The sequence below is a fragment of the Sphingomonas sp. 7/4-4 genome, from assembly GCF_027941955.1.
In the GTDB taxonomy this organism is placed as follows: Bacteria; Pseudomonadota; Alphaproteobacteria; order Sphingomonadales; family Sphingomonadaceae; genus Sphingomonas.
In genome coordinates this window covers 4,209,218-4,224,499 of sequence record NZ_CP115960.1, presented here as the reverse complement: position 1 = coordinate 4,224,499, position 15,282 = coordinate 4,209,218, and the positions used below count along the sequence as shown (strand labels likewise).

At 65.2% G+C, this 15,282-nt stretch carries 11 protein-coding genes and 1 pseudogene; 2 read left to right on the top strand and 10 right to left on the bottom strand.

Annotated features, from left to right (window positions below):
• Positions 1–93: 93 nt before the first annotated feature.
• Both PIB19_RS21690 and PIB19_RS21685 read left to right on the top strand, forming a co-directional pair.
• Complete coding sequence (locus PIB19_RS21690) at positions 94–450, top strand: ArsR/SmtB family transcription factor (protein WP_271238988.1); 357 nt, start codon at positions 94–96, stop codon at positions 448–450.
• Complete coding sequence (locus PIB19_RS21685) at positions 434–937, top strand: SRPBCC family protein (RefSeq protein ID WP_271238987.1); 504 nt, start codon at positions 434–436, stop codon at positions 935–937. Before PIB19_RS21690 ends, PIB19_RS21685 begins: the two co-directional genes overlap by 17 nt.
• 131 nt (positions 938–1,068) lie before the next feature.
• Here PIB19_RS21685 and PIB19_RS21680 read toward each other — a convergent pair whose 3' ends face one another.
• The 10 genes and pseudogenes from PIB19_RS21680 to PIB19_RS21635 all read right to left on the bottom strand — a co-directional run bounded on the left by PIB19_RS21680 (position 1,069) and on the right by PIB19_RS21635 (position 15,279).
• The gene (locus PIB19_RS21680) at positions 1,069–1,236 is read right to left on the bottom strand and encodes a hypothetical protein (protein ID WP_271238986.1); all 168 of its coding nucleotides are present in this window, start codon (positions 1,234–1,236) and stop codon (positions 1,069–1,071) included.
• Complete coding sequence (locus PIB19_RS21675; protein WP_271238985.1) at positions 1,233–2,339, bottom strand: PepSY-associated TM helix domain-containing protein; 1,107 nt, start codon at positions 2,337–2,339, stop codon at positions 1,233–1,235. The genes PIB19_RS21680 and PIB19_RS21675 overlap by 4 nt, the downstream gene beginning before the upstream one ends.
• Complete coding sequence (locus PIB19_RS21670) at positions 2,336–3,940, bottom strand: amidohydrolase family protein (protein WP_271238984.1); 1,605 nt, start codon at positions 3,938–3,940, stop codon at positions 2,336–2,338. Before PIB19_RS21670 ends, PIB19_RS21675 begins: the two co-directional genes overlap by 4 nt.
• 50 nt (positions 3,941–3,990) lie before the next feature.
• Complete coding sequence (locus tag PIB19_RS21665; protein ID WP_271238983.1) at positions 3,991–4,986, bottom strand: hypothetical protein; 996 nt, start codon at positions 4,984–4,986, stop codon at positions 3,991–3,993.
• The gene (locus PIB19_RS21660) at positions 4,875–5,537 is read right to left on the bottom strand and encodes a TolB family protein (protein WP_271238982.1); all 663 of its coding nucleotides are present in this window, start codon (positions 5,535–5,537) and stop codon (positions 4,875–4,877) included. Before PIB19_RS21660 ends, PIB19_RS21665 begins: the two co-directional genes overlap by 112 nt.
• A 68-nt stretch (positions 5,538–5,605) precedes the next feature.
• Positions 5,606–7,840, bottom strand: a complete 2,235-nt coding sequence (locus PIB19_RS21655) for a TonB-dependent receptor (RefSeq protein WP_271238981.1) — start codon at positions 7,838–7,840, stop codon at positions 5,606–5,608.
• 88 nt (positions 7,841–7,928) lie between these two features.
• Entirely contained in the window at positions 7,929–9,617 is a 1,689-nt protein-coding gene (locus PIB19_RS21650; RefSeq protein WP_271241056.1) for an amidohydrolase, read from the bottom strand.
• Positions 9,614–10,246 carry an FMN-binding negative transcriptional regulator gene (locus tag PIB19_RS21645; RefSeq protein WP_271241055.1) on the bottom strand — a complete coding sequence of 211 codons (633 nt, stop codon included), beginning with the start codon at positions 10,244–10,246 and terminating at the stop codon, positions 9,614–9,616. Before PIB19_RS21645 ends, PIB19_RS21650 begins: the two co-directional genes overlap by 4 nt.
• 307 nt (positions 10,247–10,553) lie before the next feature.
• Positions 10,554–11,729: pseudogene (locus PIB19_RS21640) on the bottom strand (aminotransferase-like domain-containing protein); the annotation flags it as partial.
• A gap of 244 nt (positions 11,730–11,973) precedes the next feature.
• Positions 11,974–15,279 (bottom strand): TonB-dependent receptor, encoded by a 3,306-nt coding sequence (locus PIB19_RS21635; RefSeq protein ID WP_271238980.1) that lies wholly within the window; start codon positions 15,277–15,279, stop codon positions 11,974–11,976.
• Positions 15,280–15,282: the final 3 nt, after the last annotated feature.

Here is a 15,282-nt window from a genome sequence, read left to right as displayed (position 1 = left end):
TCTCGCGACATCTGATCTCGAATGACCGGTCTACGGCAGAGAAAGTTCGGGAGGCTTGCGTTTTCTGCGCGAGCAGGTTAGACACTGAACTATATGGTTCAGTATTCAAGCCCTCCCCTCGATCTCTCATTTGCGGCGCTGTCCGATGCGACCCGGCGCGGGATCATCGATCAGCTTGGACGAGGGAACGCGTCGATCACCAGTCTCGCGGACAAGTTCCAGATGACGCTGACCGGCATGAAGAAGCACGTCCAGGTTCTCGAGCGGGCGGGACTCGTCGTCACGCAGAAGGTCGGACGGGTGAGAACCTGCAAGCTTGGGAAAAGCGGCCTCAAGGCGGAGGCCGAGTGGATCGAGGCGCATCGCAAGCTCTTCGAGGCCCGCTTCGAGGTACTGGACGAAATCATCAGCGAAATGAAACAGGAGGGAAACGATGAATCAGCAAGCTAGCAATGCAGGTGATGCGCAGAACCGCACGTCCGTCGAGCGCATAGGGGATCGCGAACTCGTCGTAACGCGGACATTCGATGCGCCGCCGAGCGTGGTTTACAAAGCGTGGAGCCAGCCCGAGCTGTTCCAGCGCTGGTGGATGCCGAAATCCTTATCCGGCGTTTCGCTCGTAGCGTGCGACATGGACGTCCGGACCGGCGGCAAATACCGGCTGGAATTCGCCGCCGGCGGGTCGGACACCATGGCCTTCCACGGCAAGTATCTCGAGGTAATCCCGAACGAGCGCATCGTCTGGACCAACGACGAGGGCGAAGAAGGCGCGATCACGACCGTGACCTTCGAGGACCAGGGCGGGAAGACGCTGGTGAATTTCCACGAAGCCTATCCGTCCAGGGAGGCGCTCGAGGAGGCATTGCAGGGCTCGGCGGCCGGATTGCCGGAGCAGCTGGATCAGCTCGACGAATTGCTTTCCAGCATAAGCGCGTAGCGTGGAACGAGAAACGCGCCTCAGGGGAACGTCCGCTTTTGGGAAGTGACTCCACCGGCCTTTCCGGCCGGAGCTGGGCGCTTGACGGCCACGCTTGCGGAATGCCGTGAAGCTCCGCGGACCACGACCTTCTAGCGCGAGCGCCGCCAGCTCCATGCGATCGCGGCGAGTGGCGCGGCAAGGCCCAACCATGCAGCCATGTCCCACGGGCCTTCGCCAAGCAGCCCCGCGACGAGCCCGGCAAGGCTTGTGATCGCAAGCAGCAGCGGGACCAGCAGCGGTCTGTATGGGGCGATCATGTCGCCGCGCGGGGCCGCTTGCGCTTGCCCAGCCAGAGATAGAGCCCACTGCCCAGCACCACGATCGTCACCAGATCGAATAGCGCCCACAGGATCTTCATCGGCATGCCGCCATAATCGCCAAAGTGCAGCGGCTGGGAAAGCAGCAGCGCCTTCATGTACCAGGGCATCGGGGCGATCGCATCGACCTTGCCGGTTCGCGCATCGACCAGCACGGGCGTGAGCAGCTTCTTGGTAAGCGGCGTCGCGCCCTGCAGGAACACCGCGAGATGGCCGTTGCTGCTGAACGCCGCGCCCGGAAACGCCACGAACTGCGGCCGCATATTTGGCGCCGCCGTCATCGCGGCGGCAACCGCCCGGCCCGCAACGCCGGGACGATAGATCTCGACCGGACCGTCGGCGCGCGGCGTCATCGCCGCCAGTTCGTCGGCCCGCCACCAGGCGGTGATCGGATCGGCGAGCGTGTTGATCGTGCCGGTCAGCCCAACGACCCCGGCCCAGGCAAGCGTGACCACGCCCAGCAGATTATGCCAGTCGAGCCATTTGATGCGCACGGACTTGCTCCGCCGCACCGTGCCGAAATCGAGCTTGCGCATGAAGGGCGAATAAATGACCACGCCCGAGATCACGGCCGTGAAGAAGAGCAGCCCCATCAGCCCGAGGAACAACATGCCCGGCATGCCGAGGAAGAGGTCCTTGTGGATATGGAGCAGCACATCGATCATGCCGCCGCCACGCTCGGCCTCGGCGACCTTGCCCGTGCGGCGATCGATCGGAAAGAAGGACATCCGGCTTTCGGGCGCATGCGGCTCAGGGCCCGTGGTGATGTTCACCACCGGCCGGTCCTCGTCGAAGCTCATATAGAGCGGCACGTCGCCGGGCTTCTCGCGCAACGCCACCGCGACGATCTCGTCGAGGGCAAGCAGTGACTCGCCCGGCCGCGCCGCGATGCGCGCCTGTCCGCTCCGGGCCAGGCCGTCAATCTCGTCGTGGAAGATCAGCGGCAGCCCGGTCAAGCACAGGATCAGCAGGAATAATGTGCAGACGAGGCTGCTCCATTTGTGCACCAGGCACCATTTCCCGAGCGCGCGCGACGAGATCATGATGCCAGGCCGGGCGTCACTGATGGAGCCTCGCGGGCGAACCATCTTTCGGGTGCGGGCCGCATGTCGGGCCAGCTGCTGGAGAGCGTATCGGGGTCGTAGAGCCGCCCGGCTTTCATCACTGCCTCGATCCGCTGGCTATTGCGGATATCGATGCGCGGATCGGCATCGAGGATCAGCAGGTCGGCAAACTTGCCCGGCGCGATGCTGCCGACGTCGTCGGCATGGCCGATGATCCTCGCGCCATCGATCGTTGCGGCGCGCAACACCTCCATCGGCGTCGCCCCGCCGCTCGCCAGCGCTTCCATCTCCCAATGGAAGCCGAGCCCCTGCATCTCGCCATGGCTGCCGATGCCAACAAGCACGCCAGCCTTTTGCAGCCGCGACGCGTCGGCAGCGAACAGAGCATAGGACTGACCTTCGGCCGGCATCCAGTGGCGGTTGCGCAGTTTCTCGGCAAGCACAGCGGGCGGGGTGAAGGCGCGCAGCTTGGGATTGTCCTGCGGACGCTTGGTGATGATGAAGTCGAACAGCGCCGGTCCGCCGCCATAGAGCACCGACAGGGTCGGGTTGTACGAGATGCCGCTCGCCGCCATCAGCCGGACGACATCGTCGCGCAGCGGCGTGACCGGCATGCTGTGCTCATTGCCCGAAAAACCGTCGATCGCATGGGTGAGCTCGAGCACCAGGTCGCTCGCCCCTTCGGTCGTCGGCATCATGCCGAGCTCCTGCGAGGCCTGGATGACATGCTGCCGCGCGGCGCGGTCGCCCACCATATACGCCTTGATGTTGCGCGTGCGGTAATGGTCGCGATAGCGCTTGAGCACGTCGAGCGCGTCCGCCTTCGAACGGATCTCGCTGTTGACGAAGACGCCGGGCCCCGTGGTCCAGAGGTGCGGGCCGACCATCATGCCGGCATCGATCATGTCCTCATAGGCAAAGACGTCGGTGGTGAAGGGCTGGACCTCGAGGGACGAGGTGACGCCGAAGGCGAGGTTCGCAGCGAATTCCCAATAGCCGCGCTCGTGCACACCGCGGCGGATCCCGAAGAAATGGGCATGGGTATCGACGAAGCCCGGCGTGATGAACTTGCCGGACACGTCGCGGATCGTGGCGCCGGCCGGGATCGGCACGGTACCGCGCGAGCCGACCGCGACAATGCGATCCTTGTCGACCACCACATCGGCATCCGCAATGGCTTCGGCACCCTCCATCGGCAACACGGTCGCGCCGCGCAGCACCAGCTTGCCCTGCGGCACGTCACGCGGCTGTTCGACCGGCAGCTCGATGCGGTGCGCCGCCGCTTCGGCGGCACCGGTGCCGCCGCTCTCGGCCGCCGCAGTCGATACCTCCCGCCAGGTCGAACCGACCGACCAGGTGATCGTCTTGCCATCGGGCGACCAGGCGACGAAATCGGCACCCTCACGGGTCAGCCGTGCACGGGCGCCGCCGGTGGTGACATTGACCACGGGCGTCTTGTCGCTCCTGGCCGGCATGTCGACCAAATAGAGTTGCGACGCAGCCTTGACGAGGATGCTGTTTCCCGCCGGGCTGATGCGCGCATCCTCGACCGGCAGCGGAACGCCGACATATTGCCCCATCGCGCGCGCGACGATCGCAACCTCATCCCGGATCGCCCCGCCCTCGGGCGTTACCGAGCGGAGACCCGAGGGGCCGTAGAACCAGATGCGGCCGTCACGAGTCTGTTGCAGCGAGCGGGCACCATAAGCGTGCGCGATCGTGCCCCCTCGCCGCCTGCCAGCGGTACGCGAATGATGTCCGTCGGCCGATCGGCAGCGATCTCGGTGAAAACGCGATTGCGATCATATTGGCTGGCGCGAAGCACGAGCAGGCTCTTCCCGTCCGCGGCGAACAGTGGCTCGGTGTAGAAGGCCGGCACTTCGGTCAATCGGCGCGGCTTGCCGCCGCTCGCCGGCATCACCCACAGCGCGCCACCATCCCTTGCAGTCCAGCTCACCCAAGCGAGCGTCTTCCCGTCAGGCGACCAGTTCGGCTGGAATGCGTCGGCGGCGACCAGCTTGCGTGGGGGCGCCTTGCTGTCAATCGGCTGGACATAGAGCCCGCCGAGCGCGGTGAAGGCGACCCGCTTGCCGTCGGGCGAGAGGCGCGGCGCCTGGATCACGCGGACCCGGACCGGACCGATCTCCTCACGCTGCTCGACGCGGGTATTGGCAGCGATGCCGAGCCTTACCGGCGCTTCGAACGGAATCCTCGTTACCGCGCCGCCGCCGATGTCCAGCCGCGCGATCCCGCCGCCCACGCTCAGCACCAGTGCCTTGTCGTCGGGAGTGAAGACGAAGCGCGGCAGCAAATCGTCATAATAGCCGCCCTCCTGCCCGTCGCGATCGACCGGGAAGGCAAGTGAGCGATCCTCGCCGGTCTCGAGATTGCGCAGGCGAAGACCGGTCTTGGTCCCTTCGCGCGTGGCATAGGCCAGCAGCCGGCCGTCGTGCGACAGCGCCGGCATCATCGCCCCGCCCAGCGGCTTCAGATACGGTTCGTCGGCGCCCGTGGTCAGGTCGCGCCGCGAGATAGTCCATTGCGGTGGGTCCTTCTCGGTCCACGTATGGCCGAGCTTAGTGGCGTAATAAGCATAGCGGCCGTCACGCGAGATCGCCGCTCCCATCGCGTTGACGCGATTGTCCCAATCGTCGTTGCCGTTGGGCTGCGCCTTGACGATCGTCTCCTCGCCCCGCCGGCAGCCGGAAATTTGACCAGCTCGAACGCCAGCACTGCATGCACCGCGCGCGAGACGAACAGGCTCTTGCCGTCCGGCGACCAGGCAGGCGCGGCATAAAGCGTGAGCGAAGTGTCCTGCGAGATCTGACGCAGGCCGGTCCCGTCGGCATTCGCCACCCAGAGATTGGTGACTCCCGAGCGATCGCTGATGAAGGCGAACTGCTTGCCGTCGGGCGAGAATACCGGGTCTCGCTCGAACGCCATGCCGGTGAGCACCGGCCGCGCAACCCCGCCGGCAGCATCGAGCGCATAGATGTCGCCGAGCAGATCGAACAGGATCGTCCTGCCGTCAGGCGATAAGTCGAGCTGCATCCAGGTCGCCTCACGCGCGGTGAAGACGAGGGTGCGGCTGGGCTGGAGCGGAAGCTCCTGCGCCCCGGCAGAGCTGACGGCAAGGCAGGCCGCCGCCAGGGCGAGGAAGAGGCAAGGTCGCTTCATTGGCGAGCGTCCATCATGCGGCGCGAAGGAAACCTCCGCAAGGCGGCACCTTGCGGAGGCAGGAGCGGTCAGAGCGACCAGTCGAGCCGGACGCCCACCGTGCGCGGCCGCACGATGGAGCCGGCGGGTGCTGTCTGCGCCGTGAACGGCGCATTGAGAATCCCATATTTGTCGAACACATTGTTGGCGAAAGCGAGGATGCGCAGCCTGTCGAATGCCAGGATCGACGCGCGAATGTCGACGATGTTGAAATTGCCGCGCGTGTTCGGATTGCCGAATGCGACCAGCGCAGAGGAGAGATAGCGGTGCGCGATCTCGAAGCTCGGCTGGAGCGGCACCTCGGCAAGCTCGAACTTGACGTTGTTCGCCACCGACCAGCGCGACGCGCCGGGCAGCGGCGTACCCGAGGCGTAGCCCCCGCCCACCGCGAAGGTATCGGGCAGGAACTCGGTGAGCTTGGCGTCCTGATAGGTCACGTTGGTGCCGAACGAGAGGTTTCGCGTCGGCTGGAGCGTCGCCGAGAATTCCACGCCCGAGACATTGGCGCCGCCGGCATTGGTGACATAGGAATAATAGCTCGGCCCGGGCCCGAACAGGCGCGCCTGGATATCCTTCCAGTCGATGCTGAACACCGATGCGTCGATGTAGAGCATGTCGCGCAAGGCCGAGAACTTGATGCCCGCCTCGTAATTGTTGACCGTATCGCTGTCATAGGAGACCGGGATCGTCGGCAGCAATCCGGCATTGGGATTGATGCCGCCGACGCGATAGCCCTGCGAAAAGGTCATATAGGCCATGAAATCGCCGGTCGGGCGCGCGGTGATGGTCACCTTGGGGGTGAAGCCGTCCTCGCTATGCTTGACATGGCCGCTGCTGTCGGTCGGCGTGAAGCCACCGGGATAGCCGCCCAGCGCGCCGGCCTGATTCACCACGCTCGCCTCATAGCGGTTCGAATAATAGCGGCCCGAGAAGCTGATCTCGAACGCGTCGATCGGTCGGATCGAGAGCTCGCCGAACACACCGAAATCCTCATTCACCGTATCCGAGAGATAGCCGTAGAGCCGATCGCCCGGCGTGAGCTGCGTACCTGAAAAGCCGCCGAAATCGGCCGGATGCGCGTTGATGTACGCCGCTGCGCCCTTCTGGAAGATCTGGTCGTAGCTGGACTTGGTCGCACGCATGTAGCTGGTGCCGATCAGCCAGCGGAACATGCCCCTGTCTTCCGACGCGAGCCGCGCCTCGACCGTCTTGATGTGCGCTTCGGCGTCCCCCAGCGAATAGGCTGCACCGGCGCCGGTCACGTTTCCGGTCACATAGGGATAGGGATAGGAGAAGACGGTCGTATTGTTCTTGTCGATGATCGAGCCCAGCACTGTCAGGCTGCCGAAGCCAAGCTCCTGATCGAGCCGCAGCGAATTGAGCCAGAAGTCGGTTTCCTGCGGCTCGGCGCGCGGCGTGTTGCGGATATAGGGATGGTCGAGATCGAGATAGGTCTGATCGTCGAGCTTGGTGTCCTGGTAGGTCGAGAGATAGGTGATCTTCGTCGAGGTGCCGGGCGTGAACACGATCGAGCCGCGCAGACCGCGCGTGCGGAAATCGTTCGATCCGTCGACCCCAGTGCCGGGATTGTCGAGATAGCCGGCGTCGAAACGCTGCAGCGCCATCACGCGCACCGCGAGCATGTCCTTGATCACCGGCACGTTGACCATCACCTTGGCGGCGTAGTTCGCCTCGCCGGCATTCTTGGTATAGCCGACCAGACCTTCGGCGGCAGCGTCGAACTTGCTCGTATCCGCGGTCTTGACGACATAGTTGACCAGACCGCCGAGCGTCGACGATCCGAACAGCGTTCCCTGCGGACCGCGCAGCACTTCGACGCGCTCGATGTCGAACGTGTCGACGTCGGGAATGCCGATCGGGAAACCCGGTTCGACCAGCGGAATCTCATTGAGATAATAGCCGACCGTGGTCTGGCCTTGCTCGTGATAGGTGGTCGCCGCGATGCCGCGGATCACGACTTCCGAGATGCCGGGCTGATAGTCGTTGAACACCACACCAGGCATGCGCGTGATATAGTCGGCCAGACTGTTGGCATTGGCCGCGGCAAGCTGATCGCCGGTGACGGCGCTGATCGCGAGCGGAGTCTGGCGAATATTCTCTTCCCGCTTGGTCGCGGTGACGACGATTTCCTCGTTTGCCCCGGCCTGCACTTCCTGGTTCTGCGCCCGTGCCGTCCCGGCGGTGCCCGCTAAAGCAAGCGCGAGCGACGAGACTTGCACCGCGCGAAACAAATGATCCCGCATTGATCTACCCCTTCCGTCCCTGAGAGATGCCGCGCTTTCGCGTCCATCCCGTTCATTGTGTTCCTCGGCCCCTCCCCGGGCTCCGGTTTCAGTCCTCGGCGCCGAAGCGCTGCTTTCCGTCCACCACGGTGCGCAGCACCTTGGTGCTCGTGGTCTTCTCGGGATCCTCGGCCAGCAGGTCGCGATCGAGCACGGCGAAATCGGCGATCTTGCCCGGCTCGAGCGTGCCCAGCCGATCCTCCTGGAATCCGGCATAGGCATTGGCCGCGGTATAGGCGTGGAGCGCCTGCTCCATCGTCACGCGCTCCTCGGGCAGCCATCCGCGGGGATTGGCACCGTCGATCGTCTCGCGAAGCACTGCCGCGGCTACGCCGGTGAGCGGATCGATCGGCGCTACCGGAAAGTCCGAACCGAAGCTGACATGCGCCCCGCTGTCGATCAGCGATCGGAAGGCATAGGTGCCGCGCAGCCGTTTCTCGCCGATGCGCTTGACCGCCCAGCGGCCGTCGTCGATCGCATGATAGGGCTGGACCGAGGCGAGCACATTCTGCGCGGCGAAGCGCCGGATGTCAGCAGGCGAGAGATGCTGGGCATGCTCGATGCGGAAGCGGCGGTCGCGGACTCCATGCGCCTTGGCCACGCGGGCATAGATGTCGAGCAGCTCGGAATTGGCGAGATCGCCGATCGCATGCGTGGTGCAATGCAGCCCCGCGGCGTCGGCACCGCTGATCCATTCCTCCATCTTCTCGGGTGTATCCAGCGCGATGCCATGCGTGGCGGGATCGTCGGAATAGGGCTCGCGGAACAAGGCGGTGCGGGAGCCGAGCGAGCCGTCCATCAACCCCTTCATCGCGCCCCAGCGCACCCAGTCGTCGCCGCGGCCGTCGGCCCTCACTTCGGCCGCCATCTTCTCCCAGTCCTTGAGCGGTACGAAGGAGTAGAAGCGCATCGGCAATGGGCTGCTGTAATGGCGGCGGCGCAGCGCCTTGTGCGTGATCCAATCGAGCTCGGTGACATGGGCCTGCGTCACTCCCTTCGACAGCGCATAAGCGGCACCCTCATCGAGTGTACGGTCGATCTGCGCGTCGGTGAGCGCCGGGATCGCGCGCTCGATCAGATCCTTGGCGCCATCCTTGACGATGCCGGTCGGCTCGCCCTTCGCATCGCGCACGATGACACCGCCGGGAGGATCGGGCGTGTCACGCGTGATCCCCGCGAGCTTGAGCGCGAGCGCGTTGCACAGATACATGTGCAGATCGAGCCGCGCGACCGCGACCGGCGTATTCGGCGTCACCGCGTCGATCCATTCGCGCTTCGGAAGCTCGCCGCCCCAGAGCTGCTCGTCCCACGCGCCCCCGAGCAGCCATTCGCCCGCAGGCAACGCCTTCGCCGCCTCGGCGATCCGGCGCGTGAACTCCTTCGGTGTGGCGGCGTCGCGCAGGCTCGGCTGCGACAGCGTCGCCGAGCCGCGCAGGAAATGGGTATGGTTGTCGATGAACCCGGGCATCAGAAATGCGCCGCCCAGATCGATCGTCCGCGTCTTGCGCCCGGTGCCTGCGCGTACCGCTGCACTGCCCAATGAAGCTATGCGATTGCCGACCAGTCCTATCGCATCGCTGCGTGGCGCGCCCTTCACGCCGGTCCAGACGCGGGCGTTGACATAGGCCAGGTCCAGCTCGGTCGCGGCGGCCCAGGCAGCGCGGGTCATCAGCATCGCCGCTCCCGCACCGAGCCCGGCACCGAGGACGGTCCGCCGTGAGAATGCCGGTGTCGTCACTGCGAATTCTCCTGCACTGTTCCGGCGGGGCCGGTCAGTCGGTCGGCGTTCATCCGCCACATCCATGCCGACAGTCCCGTGTCGGCCGTTCCGGCAATGAGATCGGCGGCGACGGCCGGGCTTTCCTCCTGCCCGAGCTTGAAGCGAGCGTCGATCTCCCGGACATGCGCGCGGAACGCGATGATGCGCGGAAGCAGGGAGCCGATACGGTCGCCGGCGTCGGCGAGCGTCCAGGGTCGGGGCTTGTCCGCCTCCACCATATTGGTCAGCCGCTCGACCGAGTCGAGCGTCTCTTCCTCGACGAACTCGACATCGACGGTAATCGCGGCGACCGCGAAATTCCAGGTGGGCACCCAGCGCGGCTGCGATACCAGGCCGGGCGACATATAGCCCTGAGGCCCCATGAACAGCACCAGCGCGCGCGGATCGGCACGCAGCGCGTCCACCTGGGCATTGCCGCGCGAGCAATGGCCGAACAGCGCCATGAGCCTGCCGTCCGCATCGGTTTCCGCGAGCAGCGGCAGCGGCACAGCGTCGAATACTCCGCTTCCGCTGGTGACGAGCCAGGCCAATGGATATTGAGCGATCAGGTCGCGCAGGTCTTCGATGGTGCCGGATGGGAATTGCATGATTACATGCTCCCGCAGCACTGAGCCGGTCAAAACCTCCAGAATTGTAAAGTCGAGGGGTCCAGCGCTGCTCAGGGCAGCGCCGCCTGACGCAGCGCGACGATCGCCGCGGCGGCATCGGCCTGATCGAGGCTCGCGAAGCCGAGCCGCAGCCCGCGATCCGCCTCGGGACGCGCCATATAAGAATGCGAGGGGCGAAGCTGAGCCCAAGACCCGGAGCCCGGCGCTCGATTCGGTCGAGCGCGGCATGGTCGCGAAAGCTCAGCCACAGCGCCAGCCCTCCCTGCGGCAGCCGCATGTCGACCAGGTCGCCGAACTGCTCCCGCACGACGCGCGCAAAGGCATCGCGCCGCCCCGCATAGATCTGCGTCGCCTTGCGCGCGTGGCGGCGCACTTCACCGCTGTCGATCAGCTCGGCGGCGGCTTCCTCGGTGAGCGTGTTGCCCATTCCGTCGATCAGCGAGACCTCATAAGCGAGCGAGTCGATCACGCGCTCAGGCGCGGCGATATAACCGATGCGCAGCGCCGGCAGCAGCAGCTTCGACAATGAACCGACATAGAGGACATGCTCGGGCGCGTAGCTCGCCATCGGCAGCAACGGCTGTGATTCGAAGCGGAACTCATGGTCATAATCGTCCTCGATGATGGCGAAGCCGAACTGCCGCGCCAGCTCGAGCAACCGCAGCCGCCGATCGGGACGCAGCGAGATGGTGGTCGGGAACTGGTGGTGCGGGGTGAGGAAGATCGCACAGACACGTTGTCTCCGGCACTGACGTTCCACATCCTCGACATCGAGCCCGTCGGCATCGATCCGTACCGCCACTGCCGGGGTACCGCAGGCGCGGAATGCAGCCATTGCGGGCTCGTAGGTAAGCTCCTCGACAAGCAGGACGCTGCCCGGACGGGCGAGGATGCGCGCGGCAAGGAAGATGCCCGCCTGGCTGCCGCGCGTGATGCAGATATTCTCCGGTCCTACCATCAGCCCGCGTTGCCCTCGCAGCATTGCCGCAATGCTCTCGCGCAGGCGCGGTGCGCCGCGCGGGTCGCGATAGAGCAGCCGCCGCCCGGCCGAGGCGCGCAGCGCGGCGCTGCGATAGGCGCGCGCGAGCAGTTCCGCGGGAAATATCCCTCCGTCGGGTGCGCCCTCATCGAGCTTGAGCCAAGTCCCCGGGGGCACGGCGATCGGCCGTTCCGGCGGCTGGCGGAACGGATAGGCGATCGGCCGTTCGGGCTCGAAGGTGGTCGGCAGAGCCGCGCCGGCGCTGGCCACCATTTCGCTCTCCGGCAGCGACGCCGTGACGATCGTACCCTTGCGGCCCAGCGATTCGAGCCAGCCCTGCGCGACGAGTTCGTCATAGGCGATGACGATCGTCTTGCGATTGACGCCCAGCACCTCCGCCAGCTCGCGCGTGCTCGGCAGGAAGGCACCGGGTTGCAGTCGTCCACGCTGAATCTCGTGGATGAGCGCATGCACGATCTGCATATAGAGCGGCGTCGGGCTGTCGGGCTGCAGCCGCTGCGCCAGCATCAATTTCCACGGACGCAGCATCTGGCCCCTCCGGATTGCCTGAACGCACTGTATCAGGGGTCCAGTCTTGATCCGTCAAGCGGCCACCGTTTTCCGAACGGCCAGATATCCGTTGCGTGACGAGGCTCAGAAGCGCCCCTCGAAGGTCGCAGCGGTGTCGGCGGCCTCCGCCGGAGTGGCCGGCGGAGGCCCCGATCCGTCAGAACTGGACCTTCACGCCCACGCGCGCCGCCCAGAGCGACGGACGGCCCTGCACGTCTTCCGCCGGGTTCGAGAAGCTCGAATAGCGGTATTGCGCACAGGGGTTGGCCACGCCGTTGGTGGTCCCGGCGACGCAGGCGACGTTCACTACCGAAGTGAGATACGGGAATGCGACCTGGCGCAGCGAGCCCCAATCCTTGTTGATCATGTTGAGCACGTTCTCGATGTCGCCGAACAGCTTGACGCGCGCGCCCTTGGCGATGCTGTCGATGCCCGGCAACGGGAGCTCCTGTTCGGCGTGGAGGTCGACCTTGAACCAGTTCTTGCCGCGCTGGCTGTTCTTGGGAAGAATCTGCCCGCGATAACCCTCGAGGCCATTGGCGGCGATGAAATTGTCGAGCGCGGCCTGCGTCGCCGCGCTGTCATAGGTCACGATCGGATCGGTGCCCGCGACCGGCACGTAGAGCAGGTAGCGGTTCGACGAGCCCGCGGTGCCGAACACCGACGAGTGGCTGTTCGGCAGATTGGGGTCGTTCATCGTCAGGCTGTACGGAATGCCCGAGCGCAATTCGCCGAACAGGCTGATCCGCGTCTTGTAGTCGCCGACAAATGCATGGTCGAAGTCGACGTTGAACTTCCAGCTGTTGCGGATCTGGTAGATCGAGGTGCCGTAGGCGGCCACGTTGGGGTCGACCATCGCGTTCTGGCCATAGGTACCCGACGCGGTGGTGCCGTTCATCGAGCTGACGTCGGTCACGTCCTGGAAGGTGTAGCTCGCGCCGAGATTGAGGCCCCAGTCGAAGCTCTTGTCGACGCGTGCGACCGCGACCAGCGAGTGGCCTCGGCTGGTGTTGGTCAGATACAGGTCGGTGTTGCCACCGCTGGTCAGCGACGCATAACGCGGCCGGCCATCGGGCGTGGTACCGATCTGGCGCAGGCGCAGATCGTAATATATCGGCGCGTTGTTGACCCAGCCGTAATAGAAGTCGGCGCCGATGTTCCAACCGCGGCCGAACCAGCCGAGATCGGGACTGTAATCGACCGACGCCGTCGCCTTCCAGGTCGATTCCATCTGATAATCGGGATCCATCGCGTTGACGTTGGCGAGGCTCAGCGAGCCGGTGTTGTTCGCCAGATAGTCGGTGATCACGCTCGAGAAGCTGCGCCCGTCGACATTGTCGAGCGCCGCCGAGCAGATCGTCGGAGTCGGCAGCGTGCACGTTCCATTGGCATTGCGGTTGATCGTGATCGAGTTTCCATACACGCCGGCAACTGAATAGCTGTTGCCCTGGAACACGTCGGGCGAGCCACCCGCGAACAGTCCCACGCCGCCGCGAATGCGCAACTCGGGCGCAGGCGACCAGATGGCCGAAAGCCGCGGCTGGATTACCGACTTGCCGTTGATCACCTCGCGATTGCTGAAGCCGTAACGGTCGAAGAAGGACTGGTTGAGCGGCGGCGGGGTCAGCCCGCCATAGAGATCGACCCGGCCGCCCAGCGTGATGTTGAACGTCTCGGTGGGATCCCAGCTGGTCTGCAGGCCGAATGTGTATTGATCATAAGCGAAGCTGGCGAGCACGTCGTTGAGATCGCCGGTGATCGAGCCGGCGAGAGTCAACGTGCTGGCGCGGCGATTCTGCAGGTCGGCGATGCTGTCGAAATAATAGGTGCCGAGCGCGTCCGAGGCGAATGCGTTGGCGACGTCGAGATGGCTCCAGGCCGCCGTCAGCTTGTTCGAGAAGTCGCCATGTTCCCAGCGCAGCGCGACGTCGGCGCCATATTGCTTGGTGCGGACATAGTTGAAGTGGCGGAAGCGATCGGGACCAAAATAGAGCCGCGCCGCGCCCGGCGCCGCGGAGCTGCCCTGCGAGCAGGCGATCGCACTGGTGTTCGCCGCGCCGTTCTGCTGGGTGGCGGCGGTGGGATCGAGGCACACCTGGAATTGGCTGAAACCGAACTCGCCGAACGGCACGGGGGTCAGGTCATAGTCGCGATAATTGCCGCGGATCTCGGTGTGGAAATTGTCCGACCAGTCCGAGTTGAGCTGGCCGACGAACGACCGCACCTTTTCGGGGCGGCGGTAGTTGTTCGATTCGAGCCCCAGCGCGGGCGACGCCGCGGCGGTGGTCGAGAAGCCGGCGGTCGATGCGTTGGCGCTGTCGTTGCTGATATAGGTCAGCGCGAGGCGCTGGCCGTCGGTGACATTCCAGTCGAGCTTGATCGTATATTTCTCGTCGGTCTCCAGCGTCGAGCTCTGCGCGCCACCGGCAGTGTAATTGTACACCGACTCCGCGATCGAGCCGATCTGGTCGATCTGCGCCTGGGTTAGGTTGGGGACCACATTAGGGAAGCCGGCGGTTCCGATCGAGATCGGCGTGCCTTCCTCGAGCCGCTCGTACGAAAGCGCGAGGAACAATTTGTCCTTGATGATCGGCCCCGAGATGAACCCGCCCCAGTTCTTGCTGGTGAAGTCGAGATTGATCTTGCCGGTGGCGTTGGCGATGCCCGGGCGCGTCCGGTCGCCGGTCAGCTTGTCGCTCGAATAGGTGTAGAAGGCCGAACCGTGGATCTGGTTGGTGCCCGAGCGCAGCACGAGATTGATCGCGCCGCCCTGGAAATCGCCTTCCGAAATGTCGAACGGCGCGATCTTCACCGAGAGCTGTTCGATCGCATCGAGCGGCACGGGGCCGCGCGCAGTAGGCAGGCCGCCGACGTTGAGGCCGAAATTGTCAGAGAAGCGAAGGCCGTCGACCGAGAATTTGTTGAGCCGCGCATTCTGGCCAGCGATCATCACGCCGCGGCTCTGGCCCGGATCGATCGTGGCGAAGGGATCGCGACGGACGATGTCGCGGATATCACGGCTGACGCTGGCCACGCCTTCGATGTCCTCGCGGTTGAGCGAGGTGATCGGGCCCGGTGAAAGCTCGGTAGCACCGCTGCTCTGCGCAGTGACGACGATCTCCTGGCCCGCACCGACCAGATCGATCGGCAGGCGCAGCGGCTGGCCGGCGGTCAGCTGGATGCCGGTGATCGTCGTGTCCGAATAGCCGTCGGCGACGACCCGCACCGAGAAGGGGCCGCCGACACGCAGGCCTGAGGCGCTGAACGTGCCGTCCGGATTGCTCGACGTGTTCGAGACGGTGCCCGAGGGCTCGTGCGTGATCGTCACCTCGGCGCCCGATACGGGTCCGGCTTCGCCCGACACGACGCCGCGGATCGAGGATGTGGTTTCCTGGGCAAAGGCCGCAGGAGCGGCGATGCACGCCGCGATGGCGATGGTGCTGGCGTAGAAGATGTTGCGCATGTG

Excerpts from the sequence above, each read along its gene's own strand:
- PIB19_RS21665 (WP_271238983.1), bottom strand. The coding sequence starts at position 4,986 with ATGGGAGCGGCGATCTCGCGTGACGGCCGCTATGCTTATTACGCCACT.
- PIB19_RS21635 (WP_271238980.1), bottom strand. The coding sequence starts at position 15,279 with ATGCGCAACATCTTCTACGCCAGCACCATCGCCATCGCGGCGTGCATC.
- PIB19_RS21675 (WP_271238985.1), bottom strand. The coding sequence starts at position 2,339 with ATGATCTCGTCGCGCGCGCTCGGGAAATGGTGCCTGGTGCACAAATGG.
- PIB19_RS21645 (WP_271241055.1), bottom strand. The coding sequence starts at position 10,246 with ATGCAATTCCCATCCGGCACCATCGAAGACCTGCGCGACCTGATCGCT.
- PIB19_RS21655 (WP_271238981.1), bottom strand. The coding sequence starts at position 7,840 with ATGCGGGATCATTTGTTTCGCGCGGTGCAAGTCTCGTCGCTCGCGCTT.
- PIB19_RS21690 (WP_271238988.1), top strand. The coding sequence starts at position 94 with ATGGTTCAGTATTCAAGCCCTCCCCTCGATCTCTCATTTGCGGCGCTG.
- PIB19_RS21660 (WP_271238982.1), bottom strand. The coding sequence starts at position 5,537 with ATGAAGCGACCTTGCCTCTTCCTCGCCCTGGCGGCGGCCTGCCTTGCC.
- PIB19_RS21670 (WP_271238984.1), bottom strand. The coding sequence starts at position 3,940 with ATGGGGCAATATGTCGGCGTTCCGCTGCCGGTCGAGGATGCGCGCATC.
- PIB19_RS21680 (WP_271238986.1), bottom strand. The coding sequence starts at position 1,236 with ATGATCGCCCCATACAGACCGCTGCTGGTCCCGCTGCTGCTTGCGATC.
- PIB19_RS21685 (WP_271238987.1), top strand. The coding sequence starts at position 434 with ATGAATCAGCAAGCTAGCAATGCAGGTGATGCGCAGAACCGCACGTCC.